The following is a 23068-nucleotide window of genomic DNA, read 5'->3' on the forward strand; positions in this document are numbered from 1 at the left end:
TGTATGAAAAACTGGAAAAGTATACTTGTGTTATCAAGTCAAAGTCTATTAGAAACAATGCAAATTATAGATAGTTCATCTTTACAATTTGCGATTGTGATAGATGAAGAGAATCGATTATTAGGGACAGTTACAGATGGTGATATTCGCAGAGGAATTCTTCGGGGAGAAAGTTTAGAATCACCAATCATACATATTATGAATTCTGATCCAATTATTGCGACAGAGCAGGATACAAAAAAATATTGCCATAAGTTAATGCAAAGTAAAAAACTAAAGCAATTACCAATTGTAAATAAGCAAAAGCAAGTAATAGACGTACTTTTCAAAGATTATCAAGTAACACCGATTAATGATAATACAGTTATATTAATGGTTGGCGGATTAGGAACGAGGCTTCGTCCATTAACAGATACGATTCCTAAACCAATGTTAAAGGTTGGTGACAAGCCAATTCTAGAGACGATTATAGAAAGCTTTAAAAAATGTGGCTATACGAACTTTATATTGTCAGTTAATTATAAAAAAGAAATGATTCAAAATTATTTTCAAGATGGTTCAGCTTTTGGTGTGATTATTACTTATATTGAAGAGAATAAGAGGATGGGTACAGCTGGCGCACTGTCATTATTACCAGAAAGACCAACAAAACCAATTTTTGTAATGAATGGTGACTTATTGACACAGGTGCATTTTGAACAGCTAATGGAATTCCACCTCGAACACAAGGCGGTTGCAACGATGTGTGTACGTGAATATGAATATCAGATTCCTTATGGTGTGATTGAAACAAATGGGGCAAATCTTGTTTCGATTAAAGAAAAGCCGGTACATAAAAGCTTTGTAAATGCCGGGATTTATGTGTTAAATCCCGAGGCATTCGATTATATTCCACAGGATGAATTTTATGATATGCCAACATTATTTGAAAAATTAATGGCACAAGAAAATGTTACAGCAGCCTTCCCAATACGTGAATATTGGCTAGATATTGGACGGATGGATGATTTTGAAAGGGCAAATAAAGAATATAATATGTAAGAAAGAGGAGAAATAATGATTAATCAAAAAAAAGTACTAGCTTTAATACCGGCTAGGGGTGGAAGTAAATCTATTCCTAAAAAGAATATTGTTGAGTTATATGGAAAACCACTTATATCTTGGACTATTGAGGCGGCAATAAATACGCCAGAAATCGATAAAGTAATTGTTTCGACTGATAGTATTGAAATTGCCCAGGTTGCATTAGAATATGGTGCTGAAATACAAATGCGACCTGCAGAACTAGCGGAGGACTCATCGTTAGTCATTGATACTATTCACTATGTTCTTAAGGAATTAGAAAAAAAAGGAGAATGGTACGATTTTGTAACTCTGTTAGAACCGACTGCTCCATTAAGAACATCTGAAGATATAAGTAGTTGCATCAGGTTATTATGTGAAAAAAGCTTAGATTCTACTGCAACCTTTAAAGAAGCAGATTTAAATCCAATTAGGGCATGGAAAATCGAAGGAAATGTCCCAACTACATTTATTGAAGGTGCTATTCCATGGTTACCGAGACAGGAACTACCGACTGCGCATCAGTTAAATGGCGCAGTCTATGTTACAAAAGTAGAAAAATTATTAGAATCAAAAAAAGAGATAATTATGGGGAATATTGGTGCAGTAATTATGCCAAAGGAACGTTCCGTGGATATAGATGATAGGATAGATTTATTAATGGCTGATTTTATCATGAAAAAAAAGTTTGAGGATAAGGAGTAAGAAAAGATGAGTATTACACTAAAAGATTTATTTGATCTAAAAGGAAAAACAGCTTTAATTACTGGTGGGGCAGGCTATTTAGGTACGGAAATGTGTGAGGTTTTGGCAGAACAAGGTGCTAATATTATTATTGCCAGCAGAGATGGTGTAAAGTGTCAAAAGTTAGCTGATAGATTAAAGTTAGAATATCCTAGTCAGATATTTACAGCGTTAAAATTAGACTTAATGGATAAAAACTCTATTAAAGAAACGGTTTCAAATATTGAACGATTAGATATTTTAATTAATAATGCCTGGTCGGGTAATAAGAATTCGTTTGAAACAATTTCAGACGAGGACTGGGAATACGATATTGATATGAGTTTAAATTCAGTGTTCAGATTAGTTAAAGCTACACAACATTTATTGAAAGAATCAAAAGGTGTAATTTTAAATACAGCATCGATGTATGGACATGTTGCTCCTGATTATAGATTGTATAATGATGAAAAATATACTAATCCGCCTAGTTATGGAGCAGCTAAAGCGGCTGTAATTCAATTTAGTAAATATTTAGCAAGCTTTTTAGCACCATACGAAATTCGAGTAAACTGTATTAGTCCGGGTCCGTTTCCATTCCCTGAAACTCAGAAAGATAAGGAGTTTATGACCCGTTTAGGCTCTAAAAATCCTATGAACCGCATCGGACAACCGCATGAATTAAAAGGTGTAGTCGCATTACTTTGTTCAGATGCATCCTCATATATAACAGGACAAAATATTTGTGTAGATGGTGGTTGGGCTGCGTGGTAACAAAGATAGGGTTAATAGGATTAAGTGAAGGAAATGGTCATCCATATTCCTTTAGTTCTATCATAAATGGATATAATGATAAATTTTTAGAAGAATCTGGTTGGGATGTAATTCATAACTATGTCAAAAAACGTGATATCTCAGAATTTGGCTTAGGAAATGCTCGAATTACTCATGTTTGGACACAAGACTTAAATATAAGTCAGAATATTGCTAGAGCATGTAATATAAAAAATGTTGTTACTAGTTATCAAGAAATGTTAGGGGAAATAGATGCACTTATAATTGCCAGGGATGATTTCGAGAATCATTACCAAATGGCAATCGACTTTTTGGAGGCAGATATTAAAGTTTTTATAGATAAACCTCTAACATGTTCAATTAAAGAATTAAAGCTTTTTAAAAAGTATTTATTAAAAGGTCAACTGATGTCTGTTGCAGGACTTCGTTTTGCTATGGAACTAGATGATGTTAGATCTAATATAAATACCTTTGGGAAATTGAAATTCATACAATCTTCAGTAATTATGAACTGGGAAAAGTATGGAATTCATATAATAGATGCAGTTTTAGGGACACTAGATGATAAACCATTTTCAATTGAATATATTAAAAGCGATGCACAATTTTATCTAGTGCATTTTGAAAGTGGATTAGTTTGGACAATAAATGTTTTAGGAAGTGTTCCAAAAACATTTAATATAGAATTTTGGGGAGAAGAAAACAGAAGAAGTGTTGAAATAGAGGATAATTTTACTATGTTTAGAAGAATGTTATATCGATTTGTTCAAATGGTTGAACATGGTGAAGTTTTACATAAACCAGAAGATACAATTCTTTCGATAGCACTATTAATAGCTGGCAATAAATCGGAAATTGAGAATCGAAAAGTTTACTTGAAAGAAGTTATAGATGAATTATAGTGTAGGAGAAATTTATGAAAAAAAACTTTTATAATTTATTTAGTTTACAAGGGAAAAATGCCATTGTAACTGGTGGGGCAGGAATTTTAGGAAGTCATTTTTGTATGGGGCTTGCAGATGCAGGTGCTAATGTAGCCATTGTGGATATTAACGAGGTGAGAGCAAATGAAATTGCTGAAGAAATTATGCGAAATTATAATGTGAAAGCTATAGCAATAAAATGTGATTTAACTTTAGAAAGTTCTGTTAAGTTAATGGTTGAAAAGGTTGTTACAACATTTGGTGAAATAAATATATTACATAATAATGCAGCAGGTAAGTCAAGTGATTTAAATCAATTCTTTGCACCATTAGAAGAATATAGTTTAGCACAATGGAAAGAAATTATGTCTACAAATATTGATAGTATGTTTTTAGTTGCTAAATATGTTGGTAAAGTAATGAAATTACAAGCAAAGGGCGGTTCTATCATTCAAACAGCTTCAATTTATGGTGTGATGGGACCAGATAATCGAATTTATGAAGGATCATATTATTTGGATCGTGAAATTAATACTCCTGCTGTTTACGCTGCAAGTAAAGGGGGAGTAGTTGCACTTACCAAATACTTAGCTACGTACTGGGCAAAAGAGGGAATTCGAGTGAATACTATTACACCAGGTGGAACAGAAAGTGGACAGAACGAGACTTTTACAGAACGATATAGTAATCGTATTCCATTAGGACGTATGGCAAAACCTGAAGAAATCGTTGGGGCATTAATCTACTTAGCTTCAGATGCATCTAGTTATGTAACGGGACAAAACATTTTGGTTGATGGAGGATTAAGTGCCTGGTAAGTGTTTATTTTTTATCGCATGTATTTATTTTTTGCCAATGCGCCATTCAGTTGGTAGGAAAGCACAACGAAGATGGCGTGTAATATCAGCGAAAGATAAGCGCCTCCAGTTGATTTTTATAACCTTCAGTAACACATAGGCAATAAAGCCGCAAAAAGCTGACTAAATATCACATTTTTGGTCGTGTCAAAAAACCAGCTACATTTAAGAATTTATTTAATCTATATAAACGGTGATTAGTTTTTAGGTTTATATCTATTTCTGTTCATTTTCCTGTTTACTGCTTGTAACAGTATTGAAACGGAGCAAAAAATGATGCGTAAAATTGTGCTAATTCCTGAAGAAAAGATTCCAGCTGCTTTAGAAGAATTGAAGATTGCGATGAAAGAACAACATGGAACCAAATTATTTATTCGTTACCAAGTCATTTATATGTTGCTTTCGGGTGAGTCTTACGAAAAGATTGCCACCTATACAGGTCTTTCTTCTGCGACGCTTTTTAACTATCGCAAAGCTTATTGTGAAAAAGGCATTGCAGGACTTGGACGAAAAAAACAACCAGGTCGCCAACGATTTCTAACACCTGAACAAGAACAACAAGACATATTAACAGTGGTGAATCAGACGCCCTAAGATGTCGATTTCCCCCCTCAAATGAACTGGACAGCACCTCTTGTTCGCGAGTGGATTCAACGTACATTTGATGTATCTTTTTCTGTGCGTGGGACACGTGATTTATTGTATCGTCTTGGTTTTAGCTATACGAAGATGAGTCCATGATTCAAGACTATCAAGCGATTGCGAATACATGGTTTATCAAAGGGAAACAAAAGAAAATCCCTACATATGGTCGGTATCAAGGTGTAAAACTAATTGGTACATTAGATTATAAAACAGGTGAAGTATTTTGTATGCAAGAAGAACAATATACAGCCGTAGAATTTCTCAATTTCTTAGAAAAAGTCATCACACGTTATTCAAATGAGCGCATCGTCATGATATTAGACAATGCGCGTATTCATCATGCCAAATTAATAAAACCGTTCTTAGAAAAACACCTAGATGTCCTAACGTTTCTGTACCTTCCGCCATATAGCCCCGATTGAATTTGATCGAAGGGTTGTGGAAATGGATGAAAGCAACAGTGATACTTAATGTTTTTTTTCAAATGTAGGGAAATTCGTAAAGCCGTCCAAGGATTAATTAAGATGATTAATCAAGAACCTAAAAATACGGTAAATCGGCTTTGTTTAAACTCTAATTTTCTATCACCTTCTATATAGCGAAAAAGGAAATGATTACCCAGTGTCCTTTGTATATACTCACGATTTCTTCTGCCGTCATATCTCGGAAATTCGTGACAACTTGTACAATCGGATCTTCATAATCCTTAAACTCAAAAACACAGTGGCATTCTTCTGTTTGTTTTTGAGCCGTGCCGAGTGTACATGTTCTTCAACGGTAGTTTTTTTTACGGCCTTTTTTGATTTAACTGAATTTTAACCTTTAATTGAATAACGAAATTTCGTTCTATTTTTGCATAACGATCGACTTTAACTATGAAAAAATAAGCACGATCTGCTATAAAAAAATAAATCGCTTAACTTCAAGTTCGGCACCAATCGGACTATTGTGCTTTAGGTCTGTTTTTTTTACGGTTTGAAGGGGAACGCTTGTTTGATTCGTGTAGCTAACGTGTAGTTTAATACCTAAACATTCTAAATGATTTATTGATTATGAAAATTGAATTAAGATCTAGGAGGCATAAAAATGAGACCTATATTAATCCCAGAATATTTAAGTGAATTTAATTGTATTGGTGGTGCTTGTGAGGATACTTGTTGTGCGGGCTGGAATGTCACAATTGATAAAAAAACTTACCAAGCCTATCGTAAAGTAAGACAGCCTGAGATGGCAGATAAATTACAAAAATTTGTAAAAAGGAATCGAAAAAAAAATGATGAATCGAATTATGCAAAGTTTATTTTAGACGAAAATAAAAATTGCAACATGATGTTAGACGATGGACTTTGTAGTATTCATAAGGAATTAGGTGAAGAATTTTTATGTAATACATGTTCCATATATCCAAGAAACTTGACACAGGTTGGTGGTGTTACAGAAAAAAGTTTAACGTTATCTTGTCCTGAAGCCGCAAGGGTCGTTCTATTATGTGAAGAAGGTTTAGGTTTTATTGAGACAGAGGAACCAAAGAATACTCGTGGATTAATGAATAAAGCTCTTGATTTAGAAAAACATCCGCATTTCTGGGATTTACGTATTTTTACAATTCAACTTATGCAAAATCGCCAACATTCTATTGAAATACGTTTAATTATTTTAGGGCTATTTATTCAAAAGATTGAGCGGCTAAAGCCAAGTGAGCTAGAGCAGGAATTACCTGTCATTATGCAGGACTATTTAAATCGTTTAGATAATGAAGAATTTATTGAATCCTTAAAGCAAATTAAAGGGAATTTAAATTTCCAGTTGAATTTAACAAGAGTATTAATTAGTTATCGCATATCTGGTGGAGATATTTCGGGAAAATACGCCACGGTTCTTCAATCATTAATAGAAGGTTTAGGTTTTGAAGAAAATGATGACAACGAAGTGCAAGATATGGAAGAAACGATTTTAAAGTTTCAAGAATCATATCGCAATTTTTATGAACCATTTATGCAAAATAAGGAATATATGCTTGAAAATTATATAGTAAATTATATATTTAAAAACTTATTTCCAAATGACTATAACACATTGTTCGAAAGTTATGTAATGCTTGTTTTACACTTCAATCTTATTAAATTGCATTTAGTTGGTATTGCAGCAAAGGAACAGAAGTTAACGCAAGAAATGGTGATAAACTGTGTTCAACAACTTGCAAAAGTAATAGAACATAACCCTGCATATTTACAAGGTGTACGTGAGGGAATGGAAGCTGCGGGCTATACTACAATGGGGCATATGTTTGTAATGATTAGTAATTGAAAGTAAGTATCAAACGAGTGTCTTATTCGTAAATTTCCATAATGGGATAAGTAGATATTTAAATAATAAGAAAACATTGAAGTTTAAATGGAAATATTTTTTAAAATCAAAAACTTGAACAAAGTACTTATTTTACAGTTATTAGAGAGCATCAAGGAGAAGAATGGTTTCCAAAAATAGTTATCAATCAAAAAGTAATAGATAAAATGATTACTGACCAAGAAATTCCATCTTTGTCTGGGTTTCTTAATAGGAACAAAGTGATTGTAAAATAATTAAACAACACTAATTACTTGAAACCTAAAATCTTAATGAATAGTAAATTATACTAGGATAATATACCTTTATACTTGATTGAAATTTTAAATATTACTGTTTCTCAATTAAAGCAGAATACTATACCTGAAATGGACAATCAAAATGATTATTTAAGAGTTGTTAAGTCGATTTCATAGACCAAAAATAAACAAAGAATTACTGAAATAGCTTGAGGCACTATTATTTTATAATTCGGGCGTACATGGATTCTGATTTTTTGTATGTTTGATATATTTTAAATTGCACAATAAATGGAATTACATACAGGAATTTCAGTTTTCCCTTGAACCTTCAAAGAAAAACTGAAATTCTCTTTTTTTAATCCGATATTACATATAGTAGCGCCTGTATTAGATTCAAGGAGGATGGAAAACATGCGTATTTCAGGACATGTAGAAATGGATTCAGTAAGAGTAAGTAAACCGGTAAATAATAATGTACCTACAGCTGAAAAAGCAGTGAAGCAAGGAAGCGAAACTGTTAAAAAACAGATGGTAGATACAACAGTAACAATGCAAATAACACCGACTGATAAAAGCGAAGAAACGAAGGCAAAGGTTCAAGAGGCAGTTAATAAAATGAACGAAATGCTGGAAGTGAATCATAGTGCTTCAAAATTTATGTATCATGAAGGTTTAGAACGCTATTATGTAACGGTAGTAAATCGCGATACAGAGGAAGTCGTGAAAGAAATTCCGCCGAAAAAGCTTTTAGACGCATTTTATGAAATGCAAAAAATGCTTGGCATGGTTGTAGATGAAAAAATTTAACTTGGTTTAAAATGAGGAGGAAACTAGTATGGTAATGCGAATTGGTGGATTAGCGTCTGGAATGGACATTGATGAGTTAGTAAAAAAATTAATGACTGCAGAGAGAGCCCCTTTAGATAAGTTGTTTCAAAAGAAAACAACTTATGAGTGGCAAAGAGATGCCTATCGTAATGTAAACACAAAGACAAAAGCATTTGATACGTATCTTGCAGATAATTTAGCTTTAAAACCTTTGAATTCTAAAACAGCGACAAGCTCAAACTCAAATTTAGTTTCAGCCATAGCAACAGGTAAAGCCTCGGGAACGCTTACAATTGATGGTGTTTCACAATTAGCTGAAGCAGGTCGTGGTGTAGGGAAACAAATTAATGCAACAGGATCTACAAAATTAAGTGATCTTGATATTACGGGGACTTCTATTGAACTATCGTCTATACAAAAAGATGGAAGCATGGGGAAACCAGTAAAAATAGAGTTTGATCCAAATACGACGACGGTAGACGACTTTGTTAAAAAAATAAATACAAGTACGGTAGGCGTTAGTGCTGTTTATGAAGGTGGAAAGCTGTCGATTACGTCTAAAAACACAGGTGATAATAAGGCAGGTGCAGAAGTACAAGTAACTGGTGGAGCAAGTGTATTTGGTCAATTAGGCTTTGATTCATTAAAAGGTAAAGAGACGGGTGATTTAGCTTCTGGTGGTAAAAACGCGATATTTGAAGTGAATGGTGTTGCAACAGAGCGTGCATCGAATGCGTTCGAAATTAATGGTTATAACGTAACGTTAAAAAGTACATTTAATAATACACAAACAATTGCCAGTAAGTATACGGCGGCTCAAACAGAACGTGATAATGCTAAAGCTTCTCTTGAGACAGGTGTAGATGGCAAGGATAGCTTAAATGAAGCAGCTAGAAAAGCAAAAGCAGCTTATGATGCCATAAAGGGCGGCTATGATAGTAAATTTGCTAGTGTATTAGGCTCATCAGCTTTAGATACTACAGAACAAGCAGGCTATGATAAGTTTAATAATAAAGAATTTTTAAGTAAACTTTCTGATAAAGATATCGAACAACTTGACAAGCTTAATTTAGATCCAAATGCGACTCGTGAGGAAATGTTAGCGGCTATTTCATCTTCGCTAGATACGGAGATTTCACCAGAATTAAAAGAAAAATTACACACTTTATCAAAAGATCAATTAGTAGAGCTATCAAATGTTAATGAAACTCAATTAACAAATTTACGTACAGAAGCAAATAGAGGTATTAAAGAGGATAATTATAATACGCTAGGTACAGGCTTTTTAAATGGCTTATCTTCTGATGAAATTACAGCCATTCAAGGGATTGATTTTACGAAAGATGATCCATATGAAGGTTTAACGATTAGTGATGAGTTAAAAGCAAAGCTCGATGAATTATCTCCTGACCAGAAAACAGCATTAGACAATTTATCAGAAACTGATCTGACATCATTTAAAGAACTTGCAGCTGTGCAAATTCCGCATGATGCTGCAAAAGCGACTTCTGAAGTAACAGAGGCAGCAAGAGTAGCTGGACAATCACGCCTTGATAATGCAGAGGCTACTTTAATTAAAGCTACAGTTGATGCCGAAGCGGCTGGCATTTTAAAAGATGGTGCCATTGATGATGAAAAAGTAAATGCTGCACCAAAAGCGAATCCAGTCACACTGAATTCTACAACAAATGTAGACGACATGATGAAAACAATTACAGATTTTGTGGACACATATAACGCGTTTGTAAAGGATTTAACAGGTCAAACAAAAGAATCTAAATACCGAGACTATAAGCCGTTATCAGCTGAACAAAAAAAGGATATGAGCGAGAATGAAATTAAGCTTTGGGAAGAAAAAGCTAAGAGCGGCTTACTGCGAAGTGATTCACTTATTCAAAATGGCCTAACGGATATGCGTTCATTAGTTTACCAAACGAATCCAGGTTTAAGTGATTCTAAATTTAATTCGTTATATAGTATCGGTATTACAACATCCAAAAATTACAATGAAGGCGGCACATTGGAAATTGATAAGGAAAAATTGCGTAAAGCAATAGAAGAAGATCCGGATGCAGTCGAAAAATTATTTAAAAATAGTGATGGAAAAACAGCCGATGTTGTAGATGGTAAAGTAGTAGATACGCGTGGTTATGTAGATAAATTACGTGAATCGATGGAAAATATGAAAATAAGTATCGAGAAAAAAGCCGGTCGTGCGACGATGACGTCGGAATCTCAATATTCAATTGGAAAGAGTATACAAGATACGGAAAGTCGCATTAAAACATGGGAACGAAAATTAGAAATGATCGAAGCACGCTATTGGAAGCAATTTGGTGCAATGGAATCCGCGATTAATAAAGCAAATCAACAATCATCAATGTTCATGCAAGGCTAATAATTAATAGGTGGCTTAAAAATGGAACAACAACTTTTACAAGTTTCAGCGAAACTTTATCAGCATTTGACGACATTACCTACAGATGAGCAGCGAGATGAGTACATTGAGAAAATTCACCAATTGTTGGATGAACGTGGTATACTAATCGAGAAAATGCAAAATGATGGATTCCAAATGGACTTAGAAAACAAGTCTCATACGATGTTAGCTGAACTCGATAAAGGAATTCGTGAACGTTTAGCGAAAGTCATGAAGTCCGTGCAAGCAGACTTAAAGGATTTACAAAATGCGAAGAAAAATGAACAGCACTATATGAATCCTTATGCAAACGTTCAAGTTATGGATGGACGTTACTATGATAAAAAGAACTAATAAATAGCTTTAAAGGGAGTGTAATTTTTGACTGCACAAACCGATGCTTTTAACGCATACAAACAAAACAGCGTAACAACAGCGTCACCGGGTGAATTAACATTAATGTTGTATAATGGGTGTTTAAAATTTTTAGGGAAAGCAAAAAATGCGATTGAGCAAAAAAATATTGAAGAGAAAAACCACAATATTCAACGTTCACAAGCGATTATTGCTGAATTAATGTCTACGCTTAATATGGACATTGAGATTTCTAAACAAATGCTACCATTGTATGAATATATGAACCGTCGCCTTGTTGAAGCGAATATAAAAAATGATCCTTCTATTATTGAAGAGGTCGAAGGTTTAGTAACGGAATTCCGTGACACATGGAAAGAAGTTATTAAAATTACACGCCAACAGCAATATGCCAATGTAGAGCACGTATAAAAAGAGAGGACCCGCTTATATAAAGTCGGGTCCTTTTGTTTGCCATAAAATCGAGTTTTTTCGGCATAACTTTTGATTCCCCAATAAATGTGAGGTTCTATCACGAAAAAATGTATATAATGAGTGGCTGTTTTTTTGTGTTTAGTCATACTAAAGGCCAAAATAATCCACAAAATAGCCTAATTTAACTAAAAAATAGAAAACCCATTTAATTGAAATTTTTAAATATATAGACAAATCAAAAATCGATAGGTACAATTAAATAGAAAAATGTAGATGAGCTCATGAAGAAGGTAATGGGATGCTGATGATGCAGGGTATTGTGTATGAGAAACTTGGTCATTTAGTAGCAGATGTTCAAATGCCATTCTCTTTTTCGACAATAATATTTACTAATCGTCCCTATGCTTTGATAGCGTAAGTAATCTGCAATTTTAGTATTTCGAACAATCAAATTGACACCTCGTTTAAAAAAACATTATACATTCCAACATGACGATCCACTATTTGCTTTTATGTATGACTCAGAAAAAAGCAGATCAATTACGCCTCTGCGTAATTGCGTCCAGATTTTTTTCGAGCTTGCTTGAAAAACTCCTCTAAAAATCTGTGACATCCGCCGGGGGCTTTAACTAGATTCAGCGTGGGTTTGAACCCATACGGAATTAAAGTCATACTTGGCATTCATCCCCCACTTATTGAAGTGGGAGATTTCTGCTGAAATAAGTTAAAAACCATCCTATGACAATAGCCAACAATCGTTCACGCTCGACTTTCTATAGAGAAAGGGCGGTAAAATATTCAATTTCCGAAAAAAGGTAAATCTTACAGTAGGCTTTTTGAAAGAAATTATGCCAATAATGGCACGAAATAAATGCGGCTCCTGTGCGGAAAATTCGATAATCATTCGCGACTAATTTTAGATGTCAATCGATTTTTTCACTACTTGTCGCCTGTATTGAACACCAATAGCAACTTTCAACTGAAAAACCAAAAAACGATGCAAGTAATCGTCAAATGACTAATCAGTAAGGGTGGTGAGGAATATGTGAAAAAAGACAAAATAAAAAACCTCAAGTGAGTTTCCCGGCAAAGAGAGTCACTTAAGGTTTCCGCAGTCGGAGTATACCAACTTAATATTAGTATACTCCTTTTCCTGTCTATTGATAACTAAAAAAGAATAGAAAAGGGGCGAAAAGATGAAAGAAATTCCAAATATTTCAGACGCAATGGCAATAATCCCTTATACAGCGGAGTATGGAGAACAATATTCAATCGTTGTGCAAGATGATGAATTGATCAAAGTCCCATTAAAAAACTCCAAAATTTTAGACTATCAATTACGTTTAATCGGCTCTAGCATGAAAGGGGCAAAAGACGCGGCAAAACTAGTTTTAGGTTCTGCGAGCATGTATCCAATTGTAGCCAAGTTGCATCCGAAAATTGAGATTTGGTTTCCAACTGAATCCATTCGCAATACTATGACTTGTGTATTTTTATCGCTGCACCGCATTAAAGATATGGAGTACTATACAGACACAAGTACGATTGTGTATGGCTATGGTGCCAATGATGTCGTCGTGCCTGTCCCGCATAATAAGTTAAGATAGCTATATGATAAGGCGCAAAAATATTTCTCCATTATTTATTTAAATCAACAGCCTCAAACCTATTTAAAAGCAGCAAAACGCAATTTAATTATTTTAAATTGTGCGGAAAATCGAACGAGTTATGATGTGGAGTAACTACTTATGAAAGAGTTCTCAATCAATAGTCAAAATCAGTTTACCTCGCACAATATTTATACTAGTTAAAAAAGAAAAGCCTCCAAGTGTTGTATCTGCGAAGGTGTCACTTGATGGGGATAATATGACGACTGGATCGACTTAAACGGTATTTAATATTTTTCAATTGTTCTGTAAATCAATGAATTATAAAGGGGGAGAAGAGTATTGGAAATTCGAAAATCGTATGTTATTACATCTAAAACAGTTGCGATTATGCCTTTTGTTGCAGAGAACGGTGAGCTGTATACCGTTGTTTTGGAAGCGGGGACAATTGCGATTATTTCCAAACCGCCTACCAAGCTCATTCAGGAAAACAAGCAATTCATTATTAGTCAGCAACAAAATGTAAAACGTGTTTATGAAGATTATTGGGAAAAAGACATTATGCAAAATGGGAAAAAAACGAACATAAAATTTAACTTCAGAATGGATGAACAGAATTTTTAATAGATAAAGGGCTATTTTAGGATAGAGCCCGCAATGATGTTTCGAATACAACTGAGGAAAGATAGCGGGTAGGGGAACGGAATGCCGTTTCTCTACTTTTTTTCGTAAATAATGCATCGACCTATAAAGTTTGGTGCATTATATGTTTTTCTACCGTTCTGTTCGAGCGAGCCCTCTTAATAAAAATACAAGAAATTAGTGAAGGGATTTATGTTTTTAATGATTTTTAATGCGAAGTATAGTTAAAATGAAACGATTTATAGGGATTATTTTTTGTGGAAAATAGCAATTAAGCACATAGACATTTTATGGTATGTTTAGGGATAATATATTGAAAGAACTTTATTTTTTTTTGCAGGAGGACGCATCGTGATTTTCAAAAGAACAGAAGGGTTTCGATTTGCCTTTGGAGACCCCATTGCCGCCAATTTTGTTAGGATATTGAATGGAAAGTTAGAAAACGAGAAACATGCATGTAGTATTCTTGATATTAGCCCACATGGAATGAAAATGTTTTCAAAAACAGAAATTGGGGAACATAGTAATAAGCTGGTACAAATTGAAATGCAATTTGTTTTAGACGAAGCATTAATTCGAGCAGTGGGGGAGGTAGTTTGGAAAAAACAATTCGGGAAAGACTATCATTATGGAATCGTTTTTGAAAATCAACCGATTGTTGAGGAGTTAATTGTGAGTGAATTAAAGATACGCCGTAAAAAAGAAGTAAAGCGTAGCTAAATGGTTTAGGTCACCCCAATTTGTCGAAATGTCGAAAAATGAAAAAGATTTAAAATGTAGCAGGAATTTTTCAACCGATGTAGAAATAAGTTAATATAGCCGTTATGAAGGAGGAGTTCACATGCTAAATTTTAACATTCGTGGTGAGAACATTGAGGTAACTCCAGCGATTCGCGATCACGTTGAGTCTAAAATCGAAAAGATTGAACGCTATTTCAATGGTGATGTAAACGCAAACGCTAATGTCAATTTAAAGGTTTATAATGCGAAACAAACAAAGGTAGAAGTTACAATTCCGATGAAAAATTTGACGCTTCGTGCTGAGGAACGCCATGACGACATGTATGCAGCAGTGGATTTAATTGTCGATAAATTAGAACGTCAAATCCGTAAACATAAAACAAAAGTCAATCGTAAATTCCGTGATCGTGAAGGCACAGGTCTTTATTTTGCAACAGTTAATCAAGCTGAAACATCAAATGATACTTCCGATGAAGAATATGTAATTGTACGTACAAAACAATTCGATTTAAAGCCAATGGATCAAGAAGAGGCGGTTTTACAAATGAACTTGCTCGGTCACGACTTCTACATCTATACAGATGCTGAATCAGATGGAACGAACATTGTATATAAACGCAAAGACGGCAAGTACGGCTTAATCGAAACGAATTAAATAATTTATCAAACAAACGGACTGCCACAATACGCGCAGTCCGTTTTTTAGATGGGAATTGGGAATGTCTATATTCACAGTTGGGTTGTCTATTAACACCAGCACCTTGTATATAATCCAAAATTATTCAATAAATCTCAAAACATCAACAGAAGTTCCTAAAGGTGAAATTGTATGAATGTGGAAATTATAAGTAAATGAGATTGCAAACCTGTAAGACTTCGCCGCCTCCAACGGTAGCGGCGAACTAAATGTAGGATGCTTCAGAATGCCAAATTTTATTATTGGCTGGCCTTGCACGAAGCACACAGATGAGTCGTATAGATTTGTGCAACAAAAAGCTGTGCGGCTCATGTGCTTGAGCCAGCCAAACAAGCCCACACTTTAATAGAATCCATACATCAAAAAAGACACAACTCCCCCAATTAATTCAAAGTAATACCAATTAATTTACTGTCTATTTGCACCAACTCTATACATAATGCTAAAATGTAAGGTGAGAATATTTATTGGGAAGTGACCAATTCAATGGCAAACATATTAAATAAATTATTTGATTTCAATAAAAAAGAAGTAAAGAAGCTAGAAAAAGTAGCAGACAAGGTAGAAACATTCGCAAGTCAGATGGAAACGCTCTCTGATGAAGCATTACAAGCGAAAACAGAAGAGTTTAAAAATCGTTACCAAGATGGCGAAACAGTAGAGCAATTATTACCAGAAGTCTTTGCCGTTATCCGAGAAGCATCTCGCCGTGTATTAGGTATGTATCCGTTCCGTGTACAAATTATGGGGGCTGCTGCATTAAATGAAGGAAATATCGCAGAAATGAAAACCGGGGAAGGGAAAACGTTAACTTCCACAATGGCAGTTTATTTAAATGCGATCACTGGTAAAGGTGTTCATGTTGTTACAGTCAATGAATATTTAGCAAGCCGTGACGCCGAGGAAATGGGCGAGTTATATAAATGGCTAGGATTAACAATCGGACTAAATTTAAACAGCATGTCAAAAGAAGAAAAACGAGAAGCATATGCAGCGGATATTACGTATTCGACGAACAATGAGCTAGGTTTTGACTATTTACGTGATAACATGGTGCTTTATAAAGAAGATCGTGTGCAGCGACCTTTATACTATGCCGTAATTGACGAGGTGGACTCGATTTTAATTGATGAAGCGCGTACACCGTTAATTATCTCAGGTCAAGCCGGAAAAACAGCGCAACTTTATGTGCAATCAAACGCCTTTGTTCGCATGTTAAAAAAAGAAGAAGACTACAATTATGAAGAATCAACAAAGGGTGTAACGTTAACTGAAGCTGGGATAGAAAAGGCAGAAAAAGCATTTGGTATTGATAACTTATTTGATTTAGCACATGTTCGTCTAAATCATGCGATTAACCAAAGCTTAAAGGCACATGCGTCTATGCATTTAGATATAGATTACGTCGTGCAAGAAGGTGAAGTAGTTATTGTTGACGGCTTTACAGGTCGTTTAATGAAAGGTCGTCGTTATTCGGATGGCTTACACCAAGCAATCGAGGCAAAAGAAGGCTTAGATATTCAAAACGAATCTATGACAATGGCTACGGTTACGTTCCAAAACTACTTCCGTATGTATGAAAAATTATCAGGTATGACGGGTACTGCAAAAACAGAGGAAGAGGAATTCCGCAATATTTACAACATGCAAGTGGTGGCAATTCCAACAAATAAACCAATTGCGCGTGATGACCGTCCAGACTTGATTTATGCATCAATGGAAGGAAAATTTAAGGCGGTAGCAGAGGATATCGCAGAACGTCATAGCCTTGGACAACCAGTTTTAGTCGGGACAGTGGCGATTGAAACGTCTGAGATTATTTCAAAGTTTTTAACAAAATTTAAAATTCCGCATAATGTGTTAAATGCCAAAAATCATGAACGAGAAGCCGATATTATTTTAAATGCTGGTCAAAAAGGCGCAGTAACGATTGCAACAAACATGGCAGGTCGTGGTACTGACATTAAGCCAGGTGAAGGTGTAATGGAAATTGGCGGTTTGGCTGTTATTGGTACAGAGCGTCATGAATCACGCCGTATTGACAATCAGTTACGTGGTCGTTCTGGTCGTCAAGGGAATCCAGGTGTGACACAATTTTATCTTTCTTTAGAAGATGATTTAATGCGTCGTTTCGGTTCAGACAACATGAAAGCGATGATGACAAAGCTAGGAATGGATGATTCACAGCCAATTCAATCACGTATGGTTTCAAAAGCGGTAGAATCGGCACAAAAACGTGTTGAAGGAAATAACTTCGATGCACGTAAGCGTCTATTACAATATGATGATGTATTACGTCAACAGCGTGAAGTTATTTATAAAGAGCGTGAAGATGTATTAGACTCAGAAAATATGCGTGATCTAGTTGAGTCAATGATTCAGCAGGCAGTTGAAAATGCAGTAGCCTTGCACACACAAGGTGAAAAAGATGCATGGACACTGGATGCACTGGAAGATTACATTGCGGCAAACCTTTTAGAAGAAGGTTTGATTAAGGAATCTGATTTACAAAATAAATCACCTGAAGAGATGAACTTATTCATCTATGAAAAAGTTCAAACTCATTACAATGAAAAAGAAGAAGCGATGACATCAGAGCGTATGCGCGAATTCGAAAAAGTTATTTTATTGCGTTCAATTGATACGAAATGGATTGACCATATCGATGCGATGGATCAGCTACGTCAAGGGATTCACCTACGTGCTTATGGACAAACAGACCCATTACGCGAATACCAGCAAGAAGGATTTGCAATGTTCGAGGAAATGGTTGCGGCTATGCGTGAAGATGTAGCGAAATATGCGCTGAAGGCAGAAATTCGCAGTAACTTACAGCGTGAAGAAGTGGCGAAAGGGCAAGCGGTGAATCCAAAAGAAGAGGGTGCGCCAAAGCCGAAAAAAATGCCAACACGTAAAGCGGAAAACATTGGCCGTAATGATGCATGTCCATGTGGAAGCGGCAAAAAATATAAATCTTGTCACGGTGTAGGAAACTAACAATCGGTGTGGATTGGATTCCCGCTTTATAGCCGAGGTCATTGAATTTTTGATGACCTCGGCTATGTTTTCTAAAAAAATAAAATGCTTTAAATTAATGGAGGATTTACAATGATAGAATTAGCAGATGTGCGAAATGCTTTAGAAAATACAGCGAAGAAATTAGCTGACTTTAGGGGGTCTCTTTGACTTAGAAAACAAAGAGGCACGTATACAAGAGTTAGATGAATTGATGCTGGAGCCAAACTTTTGGAATGATCAGCAAGGGGCTCAAGTCATTATTAATGAAGGCAACGGCATTAAAGCAGTTGTAAACGAGTTTTATGACTTAAATTCAACGCAGGAAAATCTTGAAATGATGCTTGAGCTTTTACGTGAAGAGCCAGATGCTGAATTACAAGAAGATCTTGGCAATGAATTAACCGATTTTCAAGTGAAGATGGGTGATTTTGAATTACAAATGCTGTTATCAGAGCCATATGATAAAAACAATGCCATTTTAGAGCTTCATCCAGGTGCGGGTGGTACGGAATCACAAGATTGGGGTTCAATGCTGTTGCGAATGTATACACGTTGGGCTGAGAAGCGCGGATTTAAAGTGACGACGATTGACTATTTACCTGGTGATGAAGCCGGCATCAAATCAGTTACGTTGCAAATTACAGGACATAATGCTTACGGTTATTTAAAGGCAGAAAAAGGTGTTCACCGTTTAGTACGTATTTCACCATTCGATTCTTCAGGTCGACGTCATACATCATTCGTTTCGTGTGATATTATGCCAGAATTTAATGAAGAAATCGAAATTGATGTGCGCACGGAAGATTTAAAAGTGGATACGTATCGTGCAACGGGTGCGGGTGGTCAGCATATTAATACGACGGACTCTGCTGTTCGTATTACCCATTTGCCATCAGGGGTAGTTGTGCAATGTCAATCGGAACGTTCTCAGATTAAAAACCGTGATGCTGCAATGAAAATGTTAAAGTCCAAACTGTATCAATTAGAAATTGAAAAACAACAAGCACAATTGGATGAAATTCGTGGCGAGCAGAAGGAAATCGGCTGGGGTTCACAAATTCGTTCATATGTATTCCACCCATATTCGATGGTGAAAGATCATCGTACAAATCATGAAACGGGAAATGTAGGTGCCGTAATGGATGGCGATCTAGATCAATTTATTACAGCATACTTACGTTCGAGAATTTCATATTGATTTTGATTGTTAATAGATAAGTTGCTGTCCCAAAAGTCATGTAAAAAGACTGGTGGGACAGCTTTTTTATGTTGAGCAATATGGAAGCAGCTATAATGTTGCATTACGTTTTAGTATCAAATGTTTATAGAACATGGAGGCCCGGACATATTGATGATTGAATGATTTGCAATGCAAGGGCAATCGTTCCTCGGAGCCATCTAAAAAAGTGACAATCGTTTCCTCGTTATGCTCCACAATGTTAATAATAGATTGGAAGGAAATCCAAATGTTTTGTGATGAACTTGGTGAGAAAAGAGGAAATAACACACATGGGTCACCAAAATCATAGGCAATCATAATGGGTAGCTTATGCTTATTTTTGCCGAAAAATTGTTTTGCTTGGAATAGGCTAGCTTGATAGGAACTCCCATGCAATTTGCACGTGTTGCGGATAATTTTTATTGGTTTATGCGGATAGATGACCTTCCCATGTTTATCGGAAACAAGCGTGTATGTTTTTTCACGATGCAAAATAGATTTTAAAAAATAAGTAGAGTTAGAGGCAATGTAACTAGAAACTTGAGGTAAATTTTTCGACATTTCATTTCTCCTTTATTATTTATTTTTGCTCGTCCAAAATCGAGTGCAACAAAATACAAGGAAAGCTAGAGGGAACCACTATCAATATAGCGATGAGTCAAAATTTAGTTCTACCATAGAACACTGCTAAGTTTGGGGCATCTGGGAGTTTAAGTTCATATCATTATGATCGGGGAAAGTTTGCAATTGTGTCTTATGTAATTTTGAGAGCTAATCAAAAGAACTAAAAACAAAAATTTCGCTATATGTTTAAAATAATACAAGTAAATACAAAAATCAACACTATTTTTTGAAAGTTCTGTTAGTTGATAATTATTCAGAATATATTGCAAATAAGGTCTCGTTTATTTTATAATAAATAAAAGAGATTGAGGTGATATCGATGGATAAATATTATTCATACACAGATTTTTTAAAAGCAGTTGGCCAACAGCCGGATAGCAATCAAGCCGAAAAATTGTTGAATGAAATTTATTTAGATTTGTTTTTAAATCGTTTACAACGTATGCATCGAATTGAACAACTAAAAGCACTCATCGATAAGTCATTGGATCAAAAAAATGAACAGAAATTTATTAACTACACTATGGAATTAAAAGAATTGCTAAAATCAACAACAGCTTAGCTAAAAATCACCTAATTTTAGGTGGTTTTTTTTATGGAGAAATAAGTATTTTAGATACTTCATGAGGATTTTGAGTAATTTGCTGGATATGTTAATGAGATTTATGGGGAAGACGGATAGAAAATTGAAAGTGTTGGATAGAAAGCCAAAAGTGACGAATAGCCGAAAAATTCCCACGTTATGGGACGTGTGCTTAAAACTACCCTAAAAATCCCATACTGAAAAACAAACCCTAAAAGAAATCCCGATATAAGAATCGAATATACGTTCGTTAAATTCTCGTAATTAAAAAAAGGATATGCTAAAATAGAACATAACAGATTTGAAGAAAGGACGAACATATATGACAGAACAATTTACAATCCAGTCCGCCTATAAACCGAATGGCGATCAACCCGCCGCAATCGCGCAGCTTGTACAAGGAATACAAGAAGGCAAGCACGAGCAAACCCTTTTAGGCGCAACGGGTACAGGAAAAACTTTTACCATTTCAAATGTCATTCAACAAGTCAAAAAACCAACGCTCATTATGGCGCATAATAAAACATTAGCTGGCCAATTATACAGTGAATTTAAAGAGTTTTTCCCGAACAATGCGGTCGAGTACTTTGTCAGTTACTATGATTATTTCCAGCCAGAAGCGTATGTGCCACAAACCGATACGTATATCGAAAAAGATTCGAGCATTAATGATGAAATTGATAAGCTAAGGCACTCAGCAACATCCGCCTTATTTGAGCGAGAGGATGTCATTATTATTGCGTCGGTTTCGTGTATTTACGGTCTCGGTTCCCCTGAGGAATACCGGGAAATGGTCGTGTCTATTCGTACAGGTATGGAAATTGAACGCAATCAGCTATTACGTAAGCTCGTTGACATTCAATATGAACGGAATGATATTAACTTTACGCGCGGAACATTTCGTGTACGAGGTGATGTGGTAGAGATTTTCCCTGCATCCCGTGATGAACACTGTATTCGTATCGAGTTTTTTGGAGATGAAATTGATCGTATTCGAGAGGTAGATGCACTGACCGGTGAAATTTTAACCGAGCGTGAGCACGTTGCTATTTTCCCTGCATCTCACTTCGTAACACGAGAAGAAAAAATGAAAGTTGCGATTGAAAATATTGAAAAGGAATTACAGGTGCGTTTAGAAAAATTACGTGCAGAGGATCGTTTATTAGAGGCACAGCGTTTAGAACAGCGTACAAATTATGATTTAGAAATGCTTCGTGAAATGGGCTTTTGTTCAGGCATTGAAAACTATTCACGCCATTTAACGTTACGTGAAGCAGGAGCGACGCCGTATACTTTGATCGACTATTTCCCAAAGGATTTTTTACTTGTTGTGGATGAAAGTCATGTTACATTACCGCAAGTACGTGGTATGTATAATGGTGACCAAGCACGTAAGCAAGTATTAGTAGAGCATGGTTTCCGTTTGCCATCCGCACTTGATAACCGACCATTAAAATTGGATGAGTTCCAATCGAAAGTGCATCAAGCCATTTATGTGTCAGCAACACCAGGACCGTACGAGCTTGAGCATACACCTGAAATGATCGAACAAATTATTCGTCCAACAGGGTTACTTGATCCAACATTGGAAGTGCGACCGATTGAAGGGCAAATTGATGATTTAATCGATGAAATTCATGAACGCATTCGAAAAAATGAGCGTATTCTCGTGACGACATTAACGAAAAAAATGTCAGAAGATTTAACGAATTACTTAAAGGAAATGGGCTTAAAGGTTGAATATTTGCATTCAGAAATTAAAACATTGGAGCGTATTGAAATTATCCGAGAGCTTCGAAAAGGGACGCATGATGTTTTGATTGGTATTAACTTATTGCGAGAAGGTCTAGACATTCCTGAAGTTTCCCTTGTCGTAATTTTGGATGCAGATAAAGAAGGATTTTTACGTTCGGAGCGATCATTGATTCAAACAATCGGTCGTGCCGCACGTAACTCAAATGGACATGTCATTATGTACGCGAATAATATGACCGAATCGATGAAAAAAGCGATTGAGGAAACGAAGCGACGTCGAGAAATTCAAATTGCTTACAATGAAAAGCATGGGATTACACCAAAAACCATAATTAAGAAAATACCTGACATTATTCGGGCTACGAAAGCTGCGGAAGAGGAAGAGCAATATATTACAAAGGTAACTGGCGGCAAGAAGCTGACAAAGAAGGAGCTTGAAAAATTAGTTGAAACGTTGCAACTTGAAATGAAGGAAGCAGCGAAAGCACTTGATTTCGAGCGAGCGGCAGAATTACGTGACATGATATTCGAATTGAAAGCAGAAGGGTGAAAA

The 23068-nt window shown here is 35.5% G+C and carries 19 protein-coding genes and 1 pseudogene; 19 read left to right on the top strand and 1 reads right to left on the bottom strand.

What is annotated here, in order from left to right; all coding sequences use genetic code 11:
• Positions 1-3: 3 nt before the first annotated feature.
• The 17 genes and pseudogenes from CSE16_RS03040 to prfB all read left to right on the top strand — a co-directional run bounded on the left by CSE16_RS03040 (position 4) and on the right by prfB (position 19532).
• Positions 4-1041, top strand: coding sequence for a nucleotidyltransferase family protein (locus tag CSE16_RS03040; protein ID WP_099422512.1), 1038 nt, complete (start codon positions 4-6; stop codon positions 1039-1041).
• A gap of 15 nt (positions 1042-1056) precedes the next feature.
• Complete coding sequence (locus CSE16_RS03045; RefSeq protein WP_099422513.1) at positions 1057-1767, top strand: acylneuraminate cytidylyltransferase family protein; 711 nt, start codon at positions 1057-1059, stop codon at positions 1765-1767.
• Positions 1768-1773: 6 nt separating this feature from the next.
• On the top strand, positions 1774-2559 hold the full coding sequence (locus CSE16_RS03050; RefSeq protein WP_099422514.1) for an SDR family oxidoreductase: 786 nt from the start codon (positions 1774-1776) through the stop codon (positions 2557-2559).
• Positions 2553-3482: a Gfo/Idh/MocA family oxidoreductase gene (locus tag CSE16_RS03055; RefSeq protein ID WP_157764744.1), complete on the top strand. Its 930-nt coding sequence runs from the start codon at positions 2553-2555 to the stop codon at positions 3480-3482. The genes CSE16_RS03050 and CSE16_RS03055 overlap by 7 nt, the downstream gene beginning before the upstream one ends.
• Before the next feature lie 14 nt (positions 3483-3496).
• Positions 3497-4321, top strand: coding sequence for an SDR family oxidoreductase (locus CSE16_RS03060; RefSeq protein WP_099422516.1), 825 nt, complete (start codon positions 3497-3499; stop codon positions 4319-4321).
• A gap of 315 nt (positions 4322-4636) precedes the next feature.
• A pseudogene (locus CSE16_RS03065) lies at positions 4637-5604 on the top strand (IS630 family transposase).
• Between the two features lie 487 nt (positions 5605-6091).
• A complete protein-coding gene (gene fliB / locus CSE16_RS03070) occupies positions 6092-7312 on the top strand; it encodes a flagellin lysine-N-methylase (RefSeq protein WP_099422517.1) in 1221 nt (406 codons plus the stop codon).
• 692 nt (positions 7313-8004) lie between these two features.
• Complete coding sequence (locus CSE16_RS03075; protein WP_099422518.1) at positions 8005-8400, top strand: flagellar protein FlaG; 396 nt, start codon at positions 8005-8007, stop codon at positions 8398-8400.
• Positions 8401-8428: 28 nt separating this feature from the next.
• Positions 8429-10819 carry a flagellar filament capping protein FliD gene (gene fliD, locus CSE16_RS03080; protein ID WP_099422519.1) on the top strand — a complete coding sequence of 797 codons (2391 nt, stop codon included), beginning with the start codon at positions 8429-8431 and terminating at the stop codon, positions 10817-10819.
• Between the two features lie 21 nt (positions 10820-10840).
• Positions 10841-11194, top strand: a complete 354-nt coding sequence (locus CSE16_RS03085) for a flagellar protein FliT (RefSeq protein WP_099422520.1) — start codon at positions 10841-10843, stop codon at positions 11192-11194.
• A 27-nt stretch (positions 11195-11221) separates the two neighbouring features.
• Positions 11222-11626: a flagellar export chaperone FliS gene (fliS, locus tag CSE16_RS03090; RefSeq protein WP_099422521.1), complete on the top strand. Its 405-nt coding sequence runs from the start codon at positions 11222-11224 to the stop codon at positions 11624-11626.
• Positions 11627-12825: 1199 nt separating this feature from the next.
• The gene (locus tag CSE16_RS03095) at positions 12826-13236 is read left to right on the top strand and encodes a competence protein ComK (protein ID WP_099422522.1); all 411 of its coding nucleotides are present in this window, start codon (positions 12826-12828) and stop codon (positions 13234-13236) included.
• Positions 13237-13578: 342 nt separating this feature from the next.
• A complete protein-coding gene (locus CSE16_RS03100; protein WP_099422523.1) occupies positions 13579-13860 on the top strand; it encodes a competence protein ComK in 282 nt (93 codons plus the stop codon).
• Between the two features lie 369 nt (positions 13861-14229).
• The gene (locus CSE16_RS03105) at positions 14230-14598 is read left to right on the top strand and encodes a PilZ domain-containing protein (RefSeq protein ID WP_099422524.1); all 369 of its coding nucleotides are present in this window, start codon (positions 14230-14232) and stop codon (positions 14596-14598) included.
• A 121-nt stretch (positions 14599-14719) separates the two neighbouring features.
• Positions 14720-15274, top strand: coding sequence for a ribosome hibernation-promoting factor, HPF/YfiA family (gene hpf / locus CSE16_RS03110; RefSeq protein WP_099422525.1), 555 nt, complete (start codon positions 14720-14722; stop codon positions 15272-15274).
• Between the two features lie 528 nt (positions 15275-15802).
• The gene (gene secA, locus CSE16_RS03115) at positions 15803-18313 is read left to right on the top strand and encodes a preprotein translocase subunit SecA (protein ID WP_099422526.1); all 2511 of its coding nucleotides are present in this window, start codon (positions 15803-15805) and stop codon (positions 18311-18313) included.
• Positions 18314-18427: 114 nt separating this feature from the next.
• Positions 18428-19532 (top strand): peptide chain release factor 2 gene (gene prfB / locus CSE16_RS03120; protein WP_099425737.1). Its coding sequence is split into 2 segments (ribosomal slippage): positions 18428-18499 and positions 18501-19532, totalling 1104 coding nucleotides; the frame shifts between segments, so codons are not numbered across the junction.
• A 90-nt stretch (positions 19533-19622) separates the two neighbouring features.
• Here the strand turns inward: prfB and CSE16_RS03125 are convergent.
• Positions 19623-20114: a competence protein ComK gene (locus CSE16_RS03125; protein ID WP_099422527.1), complete on the bottom strand. Its 492-nt coding sequence runs from the start codon at positions 20112-20114 to the stop codon at positions 19623-19625.
• Positions 20115-20496: 382 nt separating this feature from the next.
• On the opposite strand from CSE16_RS03125, the gene CSE16_RS03130 reads away from it, so the two are divergent.
• Both CSE16_RS03130 and uvrB read left to right on the top strand, forming a co-directional pair.
• Positions 20497-20739: an IDEAL domain-containing protein gene (locus CSE16_RS03130; protein ID WP_099422528.1), complete on the top strand. Its 243-nt coding sequence runs from the start codon at positions 20497-20499 to the stop codon at positions 20737-20739.
• Between the two features lie 343 nt (positions 20740-21082).
• Positions 21083-23065 carry an excinuclease ABC subunit UvrB gene (gene uvrB, locus CSE16_RS03135; RefSeq protein ID WP_099422529.1) on the top strand — a complete coding sequence of 661 codons (1983 nt, stop codon included), beginning with the start codon at positions 21083-21085 and terminating at the stop codon, positions 23063-23065.
• Positions 23066-23068 lie beyond the last annotated feature (3 nt).

The organism is Solibacillus sp. R5-41 (assembly GCF_002736105.1).
Lineage (GTDB): Bacteria > Bacillota > Bacilli > Bacillales_A > Planococcaceae > Solibacillus.